This is a genomic window from Priestia sp. P1_B12_1, from assembly GCF_056406695.1.
Map to the genome: position 1 here is coordinate 154,952 of NZ_JBFTZR010000004.1, position 16,660 is coordinate 171,611.

At 39.9% G+C, this 16,660-nt stretch carries 24 protein-coding genes and 2 riboswitches; of the genes, 16 read left to right on the forward strand and 8 right to left on the reverse strand.

Annotated features, from left to right (window positions below; all coding sequences use genetic code 11):
* Nucleotides 1-126: 126 nt before the first annotated feature.
* The 8 genes from AC1D0Y_RS15515 to AC1D0Y_RS15550 all read left to right on the forward strand — a co-directional run bounded on the left by AC1D0Y_RS15515 (nucleotide 127) and on the right by AC1D0Y_RS15550 (nucleotide 6,161).
* On the forward strand, nucleotides 127-378 hold the full coding sequence (locus AC1D0Y_RS15515; protein WP_025750813.1) for a hypothetical protein: 252 nt from the start codon (nucleotides 127-129) through the stop codon (nucleotides 376-378).
* Nucleotides 379-458: 80 nt separating this feature from the next.
* Nucleotides 459-569: riboswitch (SAM riboswitch) on the forward strand.
* A gap of 79 nt (nucleotides 570-648) precedes the next feature.
* Nucleotides 649-841: riboswitch (cobalamin riboswitch) on the forward strand.
* A 149-nt stretch (nucleotides 842-990) separates the two neighbouring features.
* Nucleotides 991-3,285 (forward strand): 5-methyltetrahydropteroyltriglutamate--homocysteine S-methyltransferase, encoded by a 2,295-nt coding sequence (gene metE, locus AC1D0Y_RS15520; protein ID WP_477707760.1) that lies wholly within the window; start codon nucleotides 991-993, stop codon nucleotides 3,283-3,285.
* A gap of 142 nt (nucleotides 3,286-3,427) precedes the next feature.
* Entirely contained in the window at nucleotides 3,428-4,045 is a 618-nt protein-coding gene (locus AC1D0Y_RS15525) for an acetate uptake transporter (RefSeq protein ID WP_060745139.1), read from the forward strand.
* A gap of 144 nt (nucleotides 4,046-4,189) precedes the next feature.
* Nucleotides 4,190-4,690, forward strand: coding sequence for a GNAT family N-acetyltransferase (locus tag AC1D0Y_RS15530; RefSeq protein WP_060745140.1), 501 nt, complete (start codon nucleotides 4,190-4,192; stop codon nucleotides 4,688-4,690).
* Nucleotides 4,691-4,866: 176 nt separating this feature from the next.
* On the forward strand, nucleotides 4,867-5,001 hold the full coding sequence (locus tag AC1D0Y_RS15535) for a hypothetical protein (RefSeq protein WP_255256547.1): 135 nt from the start codon (nucleotides 4,867-4,869) through the stop codon (nucleotides 4,999-5,001).
* A 187-nt stretch (nucleotides 5,002-5,188) separates the two neighbouring features.
* On the forward strand, nucleotides 5,189-5,389 hold the full coding sequence (locus AC1D0Y_RS15540; RefSeq protein ID WP_034276269.1) for a helix-turn-helix transcriptional regulator: 201 nt from the start codon (nucleotides 5,189-5,191) through the stop codon (nucleotides 5,387-5,389).
* A gap of 162 nt (nucleotides 5,390-5,551) precedes the next feature.
* Nucleotides 5,552-5,716, forward strand: coding sequence for a hypothetical protein (locus AC1D0Y_RS15545; RefSeq protein ID WP_201026576.1), 165 nt, complete (start codon nucleotides 5,552-5,554; stop codon nucleotides 5,714-5,716).
* Between the two features lie 31 nt (nucleotides 5,717-5,747).
* Nucleotides 5,748-6,161, forward strand: coding sequence for a DUF5301 domain-containing protein (locus tag AC1D0Y_RS15550; RefSeq protein ID WP_060745141.1), 414 nt, complete (start codon nucleotides 5,748-5,750; stop codon nucleotides 6,159-6,161).
* A gap of 82 nt (nucleotides 6,162-6,243) precedes the next feature.
* Here the strand turns inward: AC1D0Y_RS15550 and AC1D0Y_RS15555 are convergent, their stop codons facing one another.
* Nucleotides 6,244-6,384: a hypothetical protein gene (locus tag AC1D0Y_RS15555; protein WP_013058226.1), complete on the reverse strand. Its 141-nt coding sequence runs from the start codon at nucleotides 6,382-6,384 to the stop codon at nucleotides 6,244-6,246.
* 166 nt (nucleotides 6,385-6,550) lie between these two features.
* Complete coding sequence (locus AC1D0Y_RS15560; protein ID WP_060745344.1) at nucleotides 6,551-7,183, reverse strand: LysE family translocator; 633 nt, start codon at nucleotides 7,181-7,183, stop codon at nucleotides 6,551-6,553.
* Between the two features lie 138 nt (nucleotides 7,184-7,321).
* On the opposite strand from AC1D0Y_RS15560, the gene AC1D0Y_RS15565 reads away from it, so the two are divergent.
* The gene (locus AC1D0Y_RS15565; protein WP_098580000.1) at nucleotides 7,322-7,933 is read left to right on the forward strand and encodes a transglutaminase-like domain-containing protein; all 612 of its coding nucleotides are present in this window, start codon (nucleotides 7,322-7,324) and stop codon (nucleotides 7,931-7,933) included.
* Nucleotides 7,934-8,061: 128 nt separating this feature from the next.
* On the forward strand, nucleotides 8,062-8,235 hold the full coding sequence (locus tag AC1D0Y_RS15570) for a hypothetical protein (RefSeq protein ID WP_477707761.1): 174 nt from the start codon (nucleotides 8,062-8,064) through the stop codon (nucleotides 8,233-8,235).
* A 37-nt stretch (nucleotides 8,236-8,272) separates the two neighbouring features.
* Here the strand turns inward: AC1D0Y_RS15570 and AC1D0Y_RS15575 are convergent, their stop codons facing one another.
* The 3 genes from AC1D0Y_RS15575 to AC1D0Y_RS15585 form a co-directional block, all read right to left on the reverse strand.
* On the reverse strand, nucleotides 8,273-8,713 hold the full coding sequence (locus AC1D0Y_RS15575; protein ID WP_060745143.1) for a DUF5391 family protein: 441 nt from the start codon (nucleotides 8,711-8,713) through the stop codon (nucleotides 8,273-8,275).
* A gap of 74 nt (nucleotides 8,714-8,787) precedes the next feature.
* On the reverse strand, nucleotides 8,788-8,985 hold the full coding sequence (locus tag AC1D0Y_RS15580) for a hypothetical protein (protein ID WP_028409517.1): 198 nt from the start codon (nucleotides 8,983-8,985) through the stop codon (nucleotides 8,788-8,790).
* A 153-nt stretch (nucleotides 8,986-9,138) separates the two neighbouring features.
* Nucleotides 9,139-9,627: a DUF2500 domain-containing protein gene (locus AC1D0Y_RS15585; protein WP_217598686.1), complete on the reverse strand. Its 489-nt coding sequence runs from the start codon at nucleotides 9,625-9,627 to the stop codon at nucleotides 9,139-9,141.
* 126 nt (nucleotides 9,628-9,753) lie between these two features.
* Between AC1D0Y_RS15585 and AC1D0Y_RS15590 the strand changes: the two genes are divergently transcribed.
* Nucleotides 9,754-10,719, forward strand: coding sequence for a 2-hydroxyacid dehydrogenase (locus AC1D0Y_RS15590; RefSeq protein WP_060745145.1), 966 nt, complete (start codon nucleotides 9,754-9,756; stop codon nucleotides 10,717-10,719).
* An 11-nt stretch (nucleotides 10,720-10,730) separates the two neighbouring features.
* Entirely contained in the window at nucleotides 10,731-10,961 is a 231-nt protein-coding gene (locus tag AC1D0Y_RS15595) for a YczI family protein (protein WP_034650134.1), read from the forward strand.
* Nucleotides 10,962-10,990: 29 nt separating this feature from the next.
* On the opposite strand, the gene AC1D0Y_RS15600 is transcribed toward AC1D0Y_RS15595, so the two are convergent.
* Complete coding sequence (locus AC1D0Y_RS15600; protein WP_060745146.1) at nucleotides 10,991-11,866, reverse strand: Cof-type HAD-IIB family hydrolase; 876 nt, start codon at nucleotides 11,864-11,866, stop codon at nucleotides 10,991-10,993.
* A gap of 165 nt (nucleotides 11,867-12,031) precedes the next feature.
* Between AC1D0Y_RS15600 and AC1D0Y_RS15605 the strand changes: the two genes are divergently transcribed.
* Together AC1D0Y_RS15605 and AC1D0Y_RS15610 are read left to right on the forward strand one after the other, a co-directional pair.
* Nucleotides 12,032-12,790, forward strand: coding sequence for a DeoR/GlpR family DNA-binding transcription regulator (locus AC1D0Y_RS15605; RefSeq protein WP_013084219.1), 759 nt, complete (start codon nucleotides 12,032-12,034; stop codon nucleotides 12,788-12,790).
* Between the two features lie 52 nt (nucleotides 12,791-12,842).
* Nucleotides 12,843-13,052, forward strand: a complete 210-nt coding sequence (locus tag AC1D0Y_RS15610; RefSeq protein ID WP_060745147.1) for a hypothetical protein — start codon at nucleotides 12,843-12,845, stop codon at nucleotides 13,050-13,052.
* Nucleotides 13,053-13,398: 346 nt separating this feature from the next.
* Here the strand turns inward: AC1D0Y_RS15610 and AC1D0Y_RS15615 are convergent, their stop codons facing one another.
* Nucleotides 13,399-14,085: a YoaK family protein gene (locus AC1D0Y_RS15615; RefSeq protein WP_060745148.1), complete on the reverse strand. Its 687-nt coding sequence runs from the start codon at nucleotides 14,083-14,085 to the stop codon at nucleotides 13,399-13,401.
* A gap of 73 nt (nucleotides 14,086-14,158) precedes the next feature.
* On the reverse strand, nucleotides 14,159-14,659 hold the full coding sequence (locus AC1D0Y_RS15620; RefSeq protein ID WP_060745149.1) for a GNAT family N-acetyltransferase: 501 nt from the start codon (nucleotides 14,657-14,659) through the stop codon (nucleotides 14,159-14,161).
* Between the two features lie 115 nt (nucleotides 14,660-14,774).
* Between AC1D0Y_RS15620 and AC1D0Y_RS15625 the strand changes: the two genes are divergently transcribed.
* Nucleotides 14,775-15,704: a hypothetical protein gene (locus AC1D0Y_RS15625; RefSeq protein ID WP_060745150.1), complete on the forward strand. Its 930-nt coding sequence runs from the start codon at nucleotides 14,775-14,777 to the stop codon at nucleotides 15,702-15,704.
* A gap of 104 nt (nucleotides 15,705-15,808) precedes the next feature.
* Nucleotides 15,809-16,438: a CPBP family intramembrane glutamic endopeptidase gene (locus AC1D0Y_RS15630; protein WP_060745151.1), complete on the forward strand. Its 630-nt coding sequence runs from the start codon at nucleotides 15,809-15,811 to the stop codon at nucleotides 16,436-16,438.
* The last annotated feature ends 222 nt before the right edge of the window (nucleotides 16,439-16,660 follow it).

The window sequence follows — 16,660 nt, forward strand, 5'->3', positions numbered from 1 at the left end:
ACATATGTAATTAAAGAAAAACATTCACTTGATATACTGTTTAATGACTTAACTTTATCTTGAAATTTACAGTGAAATGCCTGCTTATAGAGGCTCAGAACATACACAGCAAATGGAGGAGCAATCATGGCAAACGAAAAGATGCAAGAAGGACTTGATCGTTTTATCAAGGAAGATTTAAATGACCTTTTAGGTAGACTGTTCCCCCTAATGGACCGGGAGTGTGCCGAAGAAAAAAGAAAGCTTATCGAAACAGCGGTAGAGTACATTTATTCGTCAGGATATCACCAAGGAGCGAAAGATTTAATCGAAACACATCGAAAAGATGATTACAAATTGTTAAGGCAAAAATTAGCGTCAACGCCTCCTGAAAACTAATTTTTTTGAAATTTCTTTTGACAACATAAATGTAAGGTGTTAAGATGACTCTACATTCAAAATATTATAAACAATTAAAACTCTTATTGAGAGAGGCGGAGGGACTGGCCCTGTGAAGCCCGGCAACCATTTAACAATTTTGTTAAAAAGGTGCTACATCCTGCAAAGCGTACAGCTTTGAAAAATAAGAGAGGATTCCATAGATACTATGCCTCTCTATTCATGATAGAGAGGCTTTTTATTTTATGTGAATATATTTTGAATGAACAATTTTATAAAAATGCATCAGGTGCTGTGTGTGTAACGAATGTACGCAGCTTAAAAGGGAAGACCGGTGAAAAGCCGGCGCGGTCCCGCCACTGTAATGGGGAGCAACTTATTAACCACTGTTTCATGTTGAAATGGGAAGGGATAAGAAGCGATGAACCTAAGTCAGGAGACCTGCCTGTTGTATGCACTTAAGCTCTACGGGATATAGAGAGGAGTGAGGAATACGTGTTGAGAAAAACAGGCTATCTCAACTTTAGTTAAGTATGCGTATCATCTCTCTTTTCATTTCGAAAAGAGAGATTTTTTAGTTTACCGATAAAAAATATACAGGGAGTGGAAAAAATGAGCAGTGTAAAAAGTTCAAACTTAGGTTATCCAAGAATTGGTGAAAAACGAGAATGGAAAAAAGCGCTTGAGCAGTTTTGGGCAGGAAAGCTAGAGAAAGATATCTTTCTTCAGGAGATTGAAGCTCTTCGTCTAGGGCATCTAAAAAAACAGCGTGACGCAGGAATTGAATTAATTCCAGTCGGCGATTTCAGTTTATACGATCACGTGCTAGATACAGCGACTATGTTTGGTCTAGTGCCAAAGCGCTTTGATTATGACGGAGGACCGGTATCGCTTGAAACGTATTTTGACATCGCCCGAGGAACAAAAGGTGCGGTAGCCTCTACGATGACAAAATGGTTTAACACAAATTATCACTACATCGTACCAGAGCTTGAGGAATGTACGCCGTCTCTTATAGAAAATCGCCCGCTTCAGTTTTACAAAGAAGCAAAACAGAAGCTGAATATGGAAGGCAAGCCCGTGATTTTAGGTCCAGTAACATTTGTAAAGCTGTCAAAAGGATATAAAAAAAATGAGTTTAAAGAAATAGTTGAACAATTTGTTCCTCTGTATGCGACTATTTTAGCGGAGCTGCAGGCAGAAGGAGTAGAGTGGGTACAGATAGATGAGCCGGTTTTAGCTACAACGCTATCAAAAGAAGACCTGGCGCTTTACACAGAAGTCTATCAAACTTTGAAGGAAGCGGCACCGAATGTAAAAGTCATTTTGCAAACGTATTTTGACAGCGTTGATCACTACAAAGAAGTTGTGTCTCTTCCTGTTGAAGGAATTGGTTTAGACTTTGTGCATGACCGAGGCCAAAATCTCACTGCGCTTAATAAATATGGTTTTCCAACTGATAAAGTGCTGGCAGCAGGAGTGATTGACGGACGAAACATTTGGCGTGAAAATTTGGACGAACAGCTTTCAACGATCAGTGAAATTGAAGAAGCCGTATCAAAAGAACGTTTGATTCTGCAGCCTTCATCAAGTTTATTACATGTTCCCGTCACGGTGGAAAATGAAGAGACGATTGATCCAGTATTGAAAAATGCGCTCTCTTTTGCAGATGAAAAGCTAAAGGAAATCACGCTTTTAGCAAAAGCAGTGCAGCAAGGAAAAGAAGCAATAGAAGAAGAAATAAGCGTAAACAAGCAGGCAATTCAAGCATTAAATGGATCATCTTTTCGAAATCATCAAGACGTGCAAAAAGAGCTGAAGCAGCTGCACAGCTATAAAGCAGAGCGACAAGCGCCGTTTGACGTACGTCAGCGCGTTCAGCAAGAAGCTTTTCAACTGCCGCTTCTTCCAACGACAACGATTGGAAGCTTTCCGCAAACAAAAGAAGTGCGAAAAGAGCGTCTAAAATGGCGTAAAGGCGAGTTAAGCGATGAAGCATATGAAGCGTACATTAACGAGGAAATAAAAAAATGGATTGAAATTCAAGAAAACATCGGCTTAGATGTCCTTGTGCACGGAGAGTTTGAGCGTACGGACATGGTCGAATACTTCGGTGAGAAATTAGGAGGCTTTCAGTTTACGAAGTTTGGCTGGGTGCAATCTTACGGTTCTCGCTGCGTGAAGCCGCCGCTTATTTACGGAGATGTATCGTACGAGCAGGCGATGACGATCAAAGAAACGGTCTACGCACAGTCTTTAACCAATAAGCCGGTTAAAGGAATGCTGACGGGTCCGATTACGATTTTAAACTGGTCGTTTGTGCGTGATGATATCCCGCGCTACGACGTGGCAAATCAAATTGCGCTTGCTCTTAGAAAAGAAGTAGAAGCACTTGAAAGTCAGGGCATTTCAATGATTCAAGTAGATGAACCTGCGCTGCGTGAAGGACTGCCGTTAAAACGAGAAAACTGGGACAGCTACTTAAATGCTGCGGTGTATGCATTTAAACTAGCGACGGTATCGGTGCAAAACGAGACGCAAATTCACACGCATATGTGCTATTCGGAATTCGAAGAAATTATTGATGCGATTAAAGCGCTGGATGCCGACGTGATTTCTATTGAAACGTCTAAAAGCCACGGTGAATTAATTTATGCGTTTGAAAAACATACGTACAATCAAGGAATTGGACTTGGCGTATATGATATTCACAGCCCGCGCGTACCGAAGCTTGAAGAGCTTCAGCGAAACATTGACCGCGCTCTGCAGGTACTTGATCCTGCATTATTTTGGATTAATCCCGACTGCGGCCTTAAAACAAGAGGAATCAGCGAGACGGTTGAAGCTTTAAAAGTGATGGTTGAGTCTGCAAAACAAACCAGAAAAAATTTATTACAAAACGTTTAATAATAAGAAAGTAAAGACCAAGCAGTGTAACCGCTACACTGCTTGGTCTTATGGGATTTTAAAAGGCCAAAAATATCCATTGACACTTCCCGTACATTTTTGTATCTTTTTAAAGGTGTTTTTAAAATCAGGGAGGTACAACATGAGTAACAACAGCACGCAGCACGTTAAAATTGTAACAGGGGATCCATCAGCGCTAGGTCTATTCGGACTTGCCATGGTGACACTTGTTGCATCGTTTCAAAAGCTTGGGGTAACCGATGGTGTTTCATTGGTATTGCCATGGGCGGTTTTTTTAGGCGGAATAGGACAGTTAATCGCGTCTATGCAAGATTTCAAACATAATAATACCTTCGGCGCAACTGCTTTTGGTGCCTTCGGGTTATTTTGGCTAGGTGTAGCTATGACATGGCTTATTCAGCTTGGAGCATTTGGGGAAGCGCTCGCAAAAGAAGCGGATCCGAAGCAGCTCGCATTTGCTTTTGTCGGCTACTTGATTTTCAGCGTTTTTATGACAGTTGGAGCAATGGGCACTCATAAAGTATTATTTATTATTTTTGTGTTAATCGATTTCTTATTCATTGGATTATCGCTAAGTACATTTGGTGTGGCATATGAATATACGCACTTACTAGCAGCAGTGTCAGAGCTATTGATTGCTCTGTTTTCATTCTATGGATCTGCAGCGGCTGTATTAAATACTCACTATGGTCGAGTTGTGCTTCCGGTGGGCAAGCCGTTTGGAGCATTTATCAAATAATCAAGACGTTAATTAAAAAGCGAAATAGGGTTGAATTCTGTATGATGCAGAGGTCAATCCTTTTTTGTTTGGGCATTTTTATATATAGTAGAAAGAGATAGTTATATGTAATAGAAGCTTTTAGAGAAAAAAAAGAAATACATAATGAAAGGAAAGGTTCCAATGATTATAAGACAAGTGGATGAAAAAGATTTAAACCAATTAATTAGGTTAGAAAACAAAGGCTTTACACCTGAAGAAGCTGCCTCAAAAGATGCATTTATCAAGCGGATCAACACCATTCCTGATACGTTTATCATCGCCCAAGAAAATGAAGAAATAATCGGATATGTGAACGGTCCCGTCATTTCAGCTCCGTTTATTACGGATGATTTGTTTGAAAAAACGATTTCGAACCCTGGGACAGGCGGTCATCAAAGCATTTTAGGTATCGTTGTAAATCCCAAGCATCACCATAAAGGAATTGCCAGTATGCTGCTAAGAGAGTTTGAAAAACAAGCCCGGAGCAAACAGCGCTTAACGGTTACTTTAACATGTAAAGAAGAATTGATTCCGTTTTACGAAAAAAACGGATATATCAATCAAGGCGTTGCCGAATCTCAGCATGCAGGCGTGCAGTGGTTTAATATGAGTAAGAAGCTTTAACAAACAACGAAATAGAAAAGCACAAGCTTCCTTTAAGGAGTTTGTGCTTTTTTATATTAATTTCTGTGTAGTTATTATAAATATGTAAAAGTAAAGGTGGTATTTACATGAATAAGTACGGCTTTTTTTATTGAGAGGTTGCACAGGTGTTTAATCTATTTCGTTGCTTCTAGCGGTTGATTGAAGGGCAAGGCGAAGACTCCTGCGGGAAAAGCGGCACAGGTGAGACCCCGCAGGAGCGAAAGCGACGAGGAGGCTCAGCGGCCGCCCGCGGAAAGCGAAGCCTTGCACGGAAATCAACGGCGGTGTAACAAGGGATTTATACTCAATCATTTTTCTCATTTTTTCGTCTTTAGACTGGATCAATCTCGTTATATCTCAATCTCTTTTTTAGGTAGGTAAGAGACATTGACTTGTCAAACATATTTGACAGTAACAAGAAAAATAATATAAGATATGGATGTAAAAAGTTTTTTACATTTTAGAGATGAGTGATGAATGGTGGAAAATCGAATTAAAGAACTGCGTAAAAGCAAGCGAATGTCTCAAGACGAACTGGCAAAAGTATGCGGCGTATCGAGACAAACGATTAATGCAATTGAAAACAATAAGTATGATCCAAGCTTGACCCTTGCTTTTCAGCTGGCTGAGGAGCTGGGAGCAACAGTAGATGAGCTGTTTTTATTTCATAAATCATGATGAGTTAGTTAAAAAGAGAAGGTAATGTGAAGTAGCGATCTTACTAGTGGAAGTTTTAACATTTCTGAACTATAACCTAAAAGCACATGAGTAAACAGTAGATCAATATTACTTCTATCACTTTATAAAAAAGAGATTTACAGAGCAACGGTGGTGAAATGAATGAAAAATCGAGCTGCCGAAGTAGCTCTTACAAGTATCGGCATGTTACTGTTGATGGTAACGTTAGTACTTCCTGTTCCGGGATTAACGTATATTTTACTTGTAGGAAGCAGCATTGTACTAAAAGGCTGCGGAACAGGAGGAATAAAAAGGTGTATCACGTGAATGCAGCGTGATGTAGAAAAGGAGGTTCCTTTTGAAAAAAAGAACGATTATTATAGCTGCACTTTTATTTATTGTCGTATTTTATTTTACATATACCGGGAAAGCCTATCAGTTAAAAGACGTCATAAAAGTAGATGAAGCAAACGTTACGCGTATTGAAATAGATACGGACGAAGGAAAGCGTGTAGTAGATGATAAAAAGAATACGAAAGAGATCGTACACTCTTTGTCACAGATAGAAGTAAAAAAAAGCAAGGAGCTCGACCCAAAGTTTGACCAAGCTTACTGGGTAAAAATCGTTGAAAACGGAAAAGATGCGTACGGTTTAACGATTTACGATAATGATTACATAAAAGCGTTTAGCTTTGAAGATAAAAAACAGGCGACATATACGATTGTTAAAGATCAAAAAGTAGATGTGAAAAAGCTGTTTTCAACTAAATAAACAAACCTACTAAAAAAGACAGCCAGCGCTGTCTTTTTTTATGAAAATAATAGATTGAAAATTAAGACTATTTAAAGCGGAATTAATCCTTGCCTATATAATTAATAAATGATTGAATTAGGTCAATATCAGGGTTAACTAATAGTGCTGGAAGAAGGCCAAATGTTAATAATACAAGAACGTTTGATCCAATAAAGATGCGAAGTGCTTTTTTGATTTTCATGATATTTCCTCCCTTTTTTATATTTTCGTATAAAAAGAGAAAAAAATCAATAGAAATGTGACGAATTTGTGAACTTTTTGTCTAATAGTCCCTGATAGATGATAAAAATTCCCTCTCTATACTAGATAAAGAGGGGATATAGCACGTCATAAAATATGTAGAAACATTAAAAATACAGGCGCAGATTCTCAATAAATCGGTAGAGGAAATAGCATGAAAAGCCAATTAAGATACATCCAGCTGCAATAGAAACCCATTTGATATAAAGCTGATTCAGCACTTTTCTAGTTCCAGAGACAATCGTCATTAAGCCTAGGTCATGAATTAAAATCCCTGTTAATATTCCGGCAGCAATCACTAGGAAATGAAACGAGTGAGAGGATTGAAGCGAATTGGTCAGCACCGTTCCAAACACGCTGAGCCAAAAAATGAGATTGCTAGGAGAAATCGCAACAAAGATCCCGTTCACATAAGAAGAGGAAAACGACTTTTTTACGTGTTCTCCAGGAGCCGTTATATCATGGTCGGCATGTTTAATACTGTCATAGCCAATATAAAGTAAAAAAAGCGCTCCTATAAGCCACATGATAAGCTGTATAAAAGGAGCCGATAAAACAGAAGCCAGTCCAGAGTAAAGAAGCACAATTAGTAATAAATCAACCGTCATTCCTCCGAGTCCAACAACCCATCCGTGAAGAAACCCGTTTTTTAAACCTTGTTTTGTCATTTCAATCGTCACCGTACCAACGGGAAGGGCAATCGAAAGACCGAGCAGTACATTTGTCAAAAATAACGTCACCAAAAACAAAACCTCTTTCAATCTTGTATCTACTATCGTTTTCCGTTTAAGTGGTCTTTCATTATATAAAAATATGTAATAAAATTCAATATTATGTATAAAAAAACATATGGTGAATATAAGAGGAGGAAAAAGTAAATGAAATTGATTTGTGAATCGTTGGAAAAAGAAGACTACACGCAAGAACTTCCAGAAGTGAACTTTACACATCCTTTGATTCAACAAAAGGTACGTGAACTCAAAAGCAGCTTGCCTCATTCTTCCCTAGCGTACATAAAAAAAGCCTATGAGTTTGTGAGAGATGAAGTATCTCATTCCTGGGATATTCAAAGCAAAATCATCACGAAAACCGCTTCAGAGGCTTTAAAAGAAAAGGAAGGAATTTGTTACAGCAAGTGTAATCTATTAGCCGCTTTGCTGCGTGCAGAAGGGATTCCTGCAGGCTTTTGTTATCAAAGGCTGATACTTGGGGATACGATAGACACAGGCTACTGTATTCATGCCTTAAATGCAGTTTACATTAAATGTGAAGAGAGATGGATTCGATTAGATGCGAGAGGAAATAAAGAAGGAGTGCAGGCCGACTTTTCGCTAAAAAAAGAAAAACTGGCTTTTCCAGCGAATTCTATACGGGGTGAAATTGACTACCCAGTTATTTATACAAAACCTCATAAAAAAACAATGGACGTGTTGTCGCAGTACGAAGACTGCTTAGATATGTATTTACACTACTTGCCTACCGAGCTATAAAAAGAGGTTGTGACAAAAGTATGTTAGTTGAAGCAAAATTAGAACGATGAATTGAGATTCTTGGTAGAGAATCCAACTCGTTGGAATTTTTTATTGGAAGGTTTCATGTATATGGCTGCTTCTATCTGATGATTGGAGGGCAAGACCAAGACTCCTGCGGGGAAAGCAGAACAGGTGAGACCCCGCAGAAGCGGAAGCTACGAGGAGGCTCACCTGCCGCCCGCGGAAAGCGAAGTCTTGCACGGAATCAAAAGAGGTGTAACAAGCGGTTCAGCTCATCTCTCCAATTTGTTCGTATTTAGGCAAAATGGACTTAGATGCCTCAACCTCTTCATCATTTTAAACGCTTTCCTGCACGGTGGCTGACGGTCTTTTAAACGCAGCAACAAACCACACAATATTCGTGATCAGCAAGCCTAAACAAGAAATCATTATTCCTATAATTGAAGATAAGCTTCCTGAAAAATCTTCTAATCCGAATAAAAACAGAGCCGGCATCAGTAATAGAGTACTAGCAGCGATTAAAAGGCCAATGCTGCAAAAAGCGGCCATCACAAATTTTAAGAAATGCATTCCCAACATATAAAAAGCTAAGGGCAATAGGTATAAAAATAGAACCATGCCAAGAGATAACCACAGCCCAGTTGAGCCGAACGTATTAACGTTGGGACCTGAATCTGCTAGAGGAGAAAGCGAACCAAGAACCAAAATGAAGCAGAAAAATAGGGCGGAAAGCAAAGTGGTGACTATCACCCTATTTTTTGCTGTAGAATTATGCACTGTTTTTACCCTCCTTTCCAATAAACAAGTATGGATTAATTTTACAATAAAAAAGTTTATGAATCACCAATTTTTCACAAAAACGTTCGGTAGGCTGGATAATAATGAAGAGAAGCCGGGTTAAGATAATACACGTGTACATATTTTTTGTGTGGACCTGGATAGTGGGTTTCGTGCCAGTATTGCGCCAGTATTGTTTGAATAGGATGCGAATGAGGGGCTTCTCCGTAATGTCCGTAGTAGAGGCCGCTGCCTGAATAAGGAGAATACATAAAATCACCTACCTGTTTAAATGAATGTGTTACACGGTATGTTTTTGTATTGAATAACGTTCTTGTAGAATGTAAAAAGGGCACAAATAGGTCGTTTGCTGTATAAATGCCCCATTTCAGTAAAAAAGACCTCTAAAAGCAAGAGGTCATAACCTAGGCATCTGTATGTTCTTCACTTGGATGTCTTTGAAAATCCAAAAAACGAGTTCCTTGAAACGTCAGCATTCCTTCATCGCCTTCTGCTAGCATGCCGTATTCGCGGCCTGAAACAGTCAATTCAGAGCGGTCGGTGCTTTCAAACTGAAAGGTTACGTAGTAAGTTGTAGACGTGTGAGAGTGGTGATGTTCGTGAGCGTGACCCCCATGGCGATGAACGTTTGTACGTTTGCCCGTAATTTTTGCTTTTACGGAAAGACGGGGAGACTGCTCATTTTTACTCCATGTGCCGATCCCTTTAAAAATAGAAAATAGAAAAATACCAATAACAATAACAAAAAATAGCATCACAAACGCAGGCATTCCGTTAAATAACGCGTCGTCTGGAAAAAAAGCGCCTCCGCTTACGTCGTCGGGCACATCACCTTCAAAAACAATGTCATCTCCGGACGGATCATCTTCAAATATCATTTCATCTTCAAACATTCGTATTCCCCCTTACTATAAATACGCTTACTGAATGGAAAAAGTTTCATCTTTATAGTAGGCTTATGATAGGATAGCTAGTTACTATTCATACATATGAGTGAACAAGGAAAAGGAGAGATACACATGGGGAAATACAAAGTTGTTATGTCTGGAAAAACGTGGCCAAACGCTTATGAGAAGCTAGCGGAGTACTGCGATATTCAAATGTGGGAAGGAGAAGGAAAGATTCCACAAGAAACGCTACGCGACTGGCTTCGTGATGCCGACGGCTTTTTTAATATCGGCCACATCACAGTGGACGAAGAGCTGTTAGAAGCAGCGCCAAATTTGCGCGTTATTTCTCAATCGGGCGTCGGGTATGACAGTGTAGATGTCGAAGCATGCACCAAAAAAGGGGTGCCGTTTAGCAATACGCCAGGCGTGCTAGTAGAAGCAACGGCAGACTTAACGTTTGGTCTCTTGCTGTCAGCAGCTCGCCGCATTCATGAAGGCTATGAAAAAGTGAAACAAGGAAACTGGGAAACGGTATTTGGCGTTGATTTATTTGGAAAAACGCTTGGTATTGTTGGAATGGGCGATATCGGAAGCGCCGTTGCCAGACGAGCAAAGGCATCGGGTATGAACATCGTTTACCACAACCGAAGCCGCAAGCATGAAGCCGAAAAAGAGCTTGATGCCGTATACCTTTCATTTGAAGAGCTGCTTCAAACAGCTGACTGTATCGTATGCTTAGTGCCGCTTTCAAATGAAAGCAAAGGCATGTTCGGAGAAGCTGAATTTAAAGCCATGAAAAACAGCGCGTATTTTGTGAACGCAGCGCGCGGAGGATTAGTGGATACTGAAGCACTGTATAATGCGCTAGAAAATGAAGAAATTGCGTATGCCGCACTGGACGTAACAGACCCAGAGCCGCTTCCCGCAGATCATAAACTGCTGCAGCTTTCAAACGTACTGGTGACGCCGCATATCGGAAGTGCTACGTACGAAACGCGCAATCGCATGGCAGATTTAGCCGTCCAGAACCTGCTTTTAGGTCTTGAAAAAAAGCCTTTAGTGACGTGTGTGAATGAAGACGTGAATTACAAGTAAGGAGAGATTTTTTGTTAAAAGCATTACAGCTTATTCTTTCAATTATTACTGTTGGACTGGCTCTTTATATTATGCTCACTCACAGCTACCAGTTCCTTTCATTTTTAAATATACTGCTCGGGTTTACCATGCTAGTTTTAGGAGCAATCGAGTGGCAAAAAAGAAAGAAAACCAGCGCATGGCTGTTGTTTCTAGTTGCGCTGTTTAGCTGGTTTGTTGGTATTTATCGCATGACCATTTAAAAACGCTTGGCAAATGCCAAGCGTTTTTTTTAATGTGCTTCCAGCTGTGCTTCTAACACTTTTTCAATAACGGAAGCTACTCCGTTTTCATCGTTTGTTAATGTAACGTCATCAGCTAGTGCTTTAATTTCCGCGTGCGCATTTGCCATAGCGATTCCTTTTCCAGCCGTTTGCAGCATGGATACGTCGTTAAAGCTGTCTCCAATAGCAATAGTATCAGGAAGAGAGCTGCCAAGCTCTTTTACCACGTATGTTAATGCGTTTCCTTTTGACGCGTCTTTGTGTTCAAGTTCGAAGTTATGATCAGCCGAAGAGACAAGCGTCATATCATGCTGCTTGCTAAAGTGATCCCAGCCTTTTTTTCGTTTTTCATCATCAAATGAAAAAGCTAGTACGTTATAAAGCTCAGCGTTTGTATTTAAAATATCTTCATACGATGCAACAAAGGCAAACCCCGTTTGGCTGTATTGCTTAGCCGCTGCGTGATGAAGTCTTTCTTCATCCACGTTTTTATTGGCGCTTTTTACTCGGTCAATTTCAATAGCCAGCAGCTCACGGCCTGAGTTTGGCGTATAAATCGCATGTTCAGCAAACACTTCATAGTAAAATTCGTTTGCATCCAGCCACTGAAGCGCTTCTTTTACGTGATGTGCATCAATCGGAACAGAATGTCTGAGCTGTCCGTTCGGATCATGAATAGTCGCTCCGTTTGCGGCAATCACCCAAAGGTTTGAAAGCTCAGCTTTTTTTAAAATTTCCTGCACGTCGAAATAAGCGCGCCCCGTAGCAACCACGACTTCAACTCCGTGTTTTTGCGCTTTTTTAATTGCTTCTGCATTAATTGTACTAATTTCACTGCTGCTATTTAAAAGAGTTCCATCTAAATCTGTAAAAATCATCTTCATAAACTTATCTCTCCTTTTGAATATTATTACTTGTTTTTGCATGTTTTATCTTGTTTATCCTACAATAAACGAAAAAACACTGATAATCAAGCGTTTTTACATTGTTTTTACAAAAGAAACAAGTATAATAAAGTAAAAAGCAGAAAGAAAACAGGTGAACAAGCAATGTTAAAACAAGAAAGACGCAAACAAATTATGAATTTGCTTGAAAAAGAAGGGCGAATTGTGGCTACGACGCTTAGCCAAACGCTGAATGTTTCAGAAGATACAATCCGAAGAGATCTGCGGGAAATGGACGCGCTTGGTCTGCTGCAGCGCGTACACGGAGGAGCGCTTCCGCGTTCCACGTCTGCGGTTGATTACAAAGAGCGAAAACGTGAATTGATGGATGTTAAGCATTCACTTGCCGTAGCGGCGCTTCCGTTAATTAAAGACGGGCAGGTGCTCTTGATGGATGGAAGTACAACAAATATTCAGCTTGTCAAAGCTTTTCCAAAGAATTTGAAGGTTACCGTCATTACAAACAGTCCGTTAATTACCGTTGCACTAGCGGAACATGACTTTGTAGAAGTTGTTTCTCTTGGAGGAACGTTTCGAAAAGAGTCGATGGTCACGGTAGGACAAAGCGTGGTTGATACGCTTAAACAAATTCGAGCGGATCTTTGTTTTTTAGGCGTATACGCAATCGATCCTAAAATCGGCATGAGCATTCCTTTGCTTGAAGAAATGCACATTAAAAGCCAAATGATTAAAAGTGCGAGTGAAGTAGCGGCTATTGTAACAGCTAAAAAACTCAATACATCGTCAACGTACACCTTCAGTTCAGCAAACTCATTAGATTGGCTCATTACAGAAGAACATGTGAACGAAACCGTGTTAAATGCTTACCGCGAAATCGGCATTGAAGTAATCACAAATAAATAGTAGTTTTAGTAAGGAAGTATATGGTAATGTAGAGTAAAAAGGAGCTTGAGCGATGAGCGAACAAATAGATGTTACGCAGGAATTAGCGAAGCTTCAGCAAAGAGTCGAACACCTAGAGGAAAGAGTGGAAAAAGCAGAGTCTAAGCAAGGTCCTTTGCGGTCATTATGGGAAGCCATGCGATCAATTTTAATTGGACTATTCATTGTAGGGCCTGCAGCAGCAATCATTTTTGGCGTTTTAGCGGCACTAGCGGGAAAATGAAAAAGGTTGAGACATAACTAAATCAATATAATCTCAAGGAGAACAAATTGGATAGATGAGCTATTGTGTTCGCTTGTTACAGCACTGTTGATTTCCGTGCAAGACTTCGCTTTCCGCGGGCGGCTGGTGAGCCTCCTCGTCGCTTTCACTCCTGCGGGGTCTCACTTAGCCCGCTTTTCCCGCAGGAGTCTTCGTCTTGCCCTCCAATCAACAGCTAGAAGCTGCTACATATATGAACGTTCACTATACTAATAAAAAACCGAACAAATTTGATTCTCAATCAAGAATCAAACTCGTTCGGATTTTCCTTTGACTAAAATACTTTTATTCCAGCCTCGGTTTATTATTATTTTTCTGAATCAGAGTGAAACTTCGTGCTGACAAAAATGATAATGGCTAACAAAATCACAATAGGCAGCCAAATAATTTCAAATTTATAAGCAGGCTCTGCAAGCGCGGCGATAACAGCGCCAAAGCAGTAAAGCACAAGAGACAGCGCGCGAAGAATAGCATCGGTGTTAAACGTTTTGCGGTAGCGAGAACTACGAAAACGTGCCGTTACGTCTTCAAAAAAGTTAGCAAGCGTCCCTGTCAATACAGTTGTGGAAATGCCGGCTACGCCAAGCTTTCGAGCAGCCGTTGTTTGAAGTCCCATCGCTGAGCTTAATAAGAAAATAAACAAGTAAGTTAAGTGTAAAGAAGGAGAAAACGAAGATAAAAGTGCAAAAACAAGCAAAAGTAATCCTTCTATTCCAAGTGCGATCGTTACGGCTTTAGGCCAAAACGTTTTTTCTTTGTTTCCAACTAAAATTGCAGCTCCTACAACTCCTATAATGAAGCCTCCTAAAGCTGTCAGAGAGTGAAAAACAGTTGTTTCAAGCGAGTTTCCGATTGCTAACCCGAGCAACACGATATTTCCGGTCATGTTTGCAGTAAAGATATGGCCAAGGCTTAAGTAGCCAATCACATCGACGATACCCGCTGTGACACAAAGAACCAGCAAAATAATGTTTCGATAAGTAGAATTCGTCACGGTAAGTCATCCTTTCTTTTTATACCAACTAAACAGTTTACCGTGAAGAAAAAAATCTGTCCAGAGAGTTGTCTTACAAATTTTTAAGCGTGTCCCATCCAAAAGCCACCTCAGATAGGGATGTCCCCTCAATAACAACCTCAGCACGATCGATTCTTTTTCCGCCAAGCCCTTCGTAAAACTGACAGGCGCCGTTTTGTTCAAAAGCCCATGTGAGCATCGTATGTATATGTTGGTTTGCCAACTCTTGCGCTATTTTATGCATAAGCGCTTTTCCGATTCCTTTTCGCTGATGTTCTGCGAGTAAATACATGGCATACAGTTCTCCTTTATAGAAAGGATGCTTGCTGGTTCTTTCTTTGCCATAAGAAGCAAAGCCTACGATTTGACCGTTTTCTTCTGCAACGAAAATAGAATTTGACTCCAGCTGTTTTCTCCAAACAGGTTTTCGCTTTTCAGCGCTCAAAGAATCTAAAAAAGAATCTGGTACAAGTCCTTTATAAGTTGATTTCCAGCTTTCTACGTGTACATTCGCAATGCCTGATTCATCGCCAATTCTGCCTTGACGTATCATATGCTCACCTCGTTTTTTTCTATATTTTAACATGATTTTAAAGCCGCCATCCCCGTTTTTTCGTTTTCTTTGTATATATATAGTAGCTATTTTACATAACAAAGGAGATGACGTAATGAGTAAATTATTATTAAAAGATCAGCCGTTAATTGTACTGCCGGCGCTGGCAGTCAAAGTAGGAGTGAACGGAGCGCTGTTTCTTCAGCAGCTTCACTACTGGCTTGAAAAAAGCGTAAACGTGCAGGACGGATATACATGGGTATACAACACCAATCAGCAGTGGCTGCAGCAGTTTCCATTTTGGTCGCTTTCAACGATTCAACGCATCATTTCAAAGCTTGAAAAAGAAGGCCTGATTGTAAAAGGAAAGTACAACCGCTCTAAATTTAACAACACGGTCTGGTACCGGATTGATTATCAGAAACTAGAAGAGCTTATGCCAAGCGATGAATTTGAAGAGCTCGAAGATGTCAATTTGACAGAAGGGGAGAGTCAAATTGAAGCAGCGGATTCACTCACTGTGACGGCGTCATTAACAGAGACTACTGCAGAAAATACAAATCAAATAAAAAGAGAAGAAGACGCGCATGACGCTTATGTACAAACGTTAGAAGCCGCGTTTATTGCTAGAAGAAACCGAGGAGTGTATCCTTCAGCGAGTGACTTGAAGCATATGTACGAAGTCGCCAAAAGCGAAATACCTGTAGAAGAGGCGCTATCAGGACTGCATGAAGCATTCGATCACTACGTGCCTAAATACAGCGGTGATACGATTCGAGCGTTTGCCTATATCAAACAGCATCTTTTTCATAAGCATTATGTAACGTTACAGCGTACGCTAGCGAGTCAACAGACTGCAAAGCCGCTTTCCTACGCTACTAAAAAGCGCGTCATTCGCAAGGAATTGACGCCGGATTGGCTAAGAGAAAATGAAGAGCTAGAACCTTCAGCCCCTGCTTTTAAAAACGATGCCCACTTTGAAGAAGAAAAGAAAAAGCTTGCTGAAAGTCTTCGTGAGCTGGAGCAGGAATTAAAAAATAATTGAAAATACCCCCGGACTTTTATAAGATAAAAGATAGTAAACCTTTTGAATACGAAAGGTTTACTAGGTAAAAGAAAAGCAGCTCTTAAAGAAGGTGCGCCATAAACATGATAAAATTTTTGTTTTTGCTGTTCATGCCTACAATCTTTGTTTTTTTCGGTTTGTGGCTTATCCAAAATGTGTTGGTAACATTTGTTTGCTTTTACGGCTGGATGTTTATGATTTTATATGCGAATAATAAAATTAACTTTAAGGTAGCGCTTACAAAAAAATCTCTGTATGTGGGAACTCTGAGTGGAGTTCTATGTGCCGCTGTGATAATTGGAAGCAGCCTGTTTTTTTCTGGTAAAATCTTTCATGTAGAAGATATGCAAGCGGTTTTGCAAATATGGGGATTTAGCGGATGGAAAGTGATCATTTTAGCCGTCATTTTGATTTTTATTAATCCTTATTTGGAAGAAATGTATTGGCGCGTATATATACAGAGTAAAGTGAAGAAGCATCTGTCCTTATCCGCTTCAACCATTGTTACATCAAGCTTTTATACGCTTTATCACCTGTTTATTATTCTGCCCGTTTTTGCGTTTCCTTTTAATTGGATCTCGGCTTCAGGCGTTTTTTTAGCAGGTATAATGTGGGCGTGTATAAGGGAGCGATATGGTGCCGAAGCGGCAATTATTAGTCATGCGTTAGCGGACGCGGCGATTATGATTGTATACGGATTATATGTAAGATAGTGGTATTATGTCAAAAAACCATGAATCGTTATTCATTTATAACTTGTTTTCATGGTATAATAACAATAATAGTAAAATTTTATCAACACATTTGAATTGAAATAATGTATACTTGTAATACAAAGATTGAAGCGTTTACATAAATCGGAATACACATAGTTAATCTGGGTCCGATGAAAACTAAAAAAAAAGAGAGAGATAATTACTTGGAGGAGGAATAGA

What these genes read in the sequence shown, in the direction of transcription:
- AC1D0Y_RS15555 (WP_013058226.1), bottom strand. Translation starts at nt 6,384, where the DNA reads ATGAAAATCAAAAAAGCACTTCGCATCTTTATTGGATCAAACGTTCTT.
- AC1D0Y_RS15590 (WP_060745145.1), top strand. Translation starts at nt 9,754, where the DNA reads ATGGGGAAATACAAAGTTGTTATGTCTGGAAAAACGTGGCCAAACGCT.
- metE (WP_477707760.1), top strand. Translation starts at nt 991, where the DNA reads ATGAGCAGTGTAAAAAGTTCAAACTTAGGTTATCCAAGAATTGGTGAA.
- AC1D0Y_RS15540 (WP_034276269.1), top strand. Translation starts at nt 5,189, where the DNA reads ATGGTGGAAAATCGAATTAAAGAACTGCGTAAAAGCAAGCGAATGTCT.
- AC1D0Y_RS15585 (WP_217598686.1), bottom strand. Translation starts at nt 9,627, where the DNA reads ATGTTTGAAGATGAAATGATATTTGAAGATGATCCGTCCGGAGATGAC.
- AC1D0Y_RS15605 (WP_013084219.1), top strand. Translation starts at nt 12,032, where the DNA reads ATGTTAAAACAAGAAAGACGCAAACAAATTATGAATTTGCTTGAAAAA.
- AC1D0Y_RS15570 (WP_477707761.1), top strand. Translation starts at nt 8,062, where the DNA reads ATGATTGGAGGGCAAGACCAAGACTCCTGCGGGGAAAGCAGAACAGGT.
- AC1D0Y_RS15630 (WP_060745151.1), top strand. Translation starts at nt 15,809, where the DNA reads ATGATAAAATTTTTGTTTTTGCTGTTCATGCCTACAATCTTTGTTTTT.
- AC1D0Y_RS15525 (WP_060745139.1), top strand. Translation starts at nt 3,428, where the DNA reads ATGAGTAACAACAGCACGCAGCACGTTAAAATTGTAACAGGGGATCCA.
- AC1D0Y_RS15515 (WP_025750813.1), top strand. Translation starts at nt 127, where the DNA reads ATGGCAAACGAAAAGATGCAAGAAGGACTTGATCGTTTTATCAAGGAA.
- AC1D0Y_RS15530 (WP_060745140.1), top strand. Translation starts at nt 4,190, where the DNA reads ATGAAAGGAAAGGTTCCAATGATTATAAGACAAGTGGATGAAAAAGAT.
- AC1D0Y_RS15625 (WP_060745150.1), top strand. Translation starts at nt 14,775, where the DNA reads ATGAGTAAATTATTATTAAAAGATCAGCCGTTAATTGTACTGCCGGCG.
- AC1D0Y_RS15600 (WP_060745146.1), bottom strand. Translation starts at nt 11,866, where the DNA reads ATGAAGATGATTTTTACAGATTTAGATGGAACTCTTTTAAATAGCAGC.
- AC1D0Y_RS15610 (WP_060745147.1), top strand. Translation starts at nt 12,843, where the DNA reads ATGAGCGAACAAATAGATGTTACGCAGGAATTAGCGAAGCTTCAGCAA.
- AC1D0Y_RS15545 (WP_201026576.1), top strand. Translation starts at nt 5,552, where the DNA reads ATGAAAAATCGAGCTGCCGAAGTAGCTCTTACAAGTATCGGCATGTTA.
- AC1D0Y_RS15580 (WP_028409517.1), bottom strand. Translation starts at nt 8,985, where the DNA reads ATGTATTCTCCTTATTCAGGCAGCGGCCTCTACTACGGACATTACGGA.
- AC1D0Y_RS15565 (WP_098580000.1), top strand. Translation starts at nt 7,322, where the DNA reads ATGAAATTGATTTGTGAATCGTTGGAAAAAGAAGACTACACGCAAGAA.
- AC1D0Y_RS15620 (WP_060745149.1), bottom strand. Translation starts at nt 14,659, where the DNA reads ATGATACGTCAAGGCAGAATTGGCGATGAATCAGGCATTGCGAATGTA.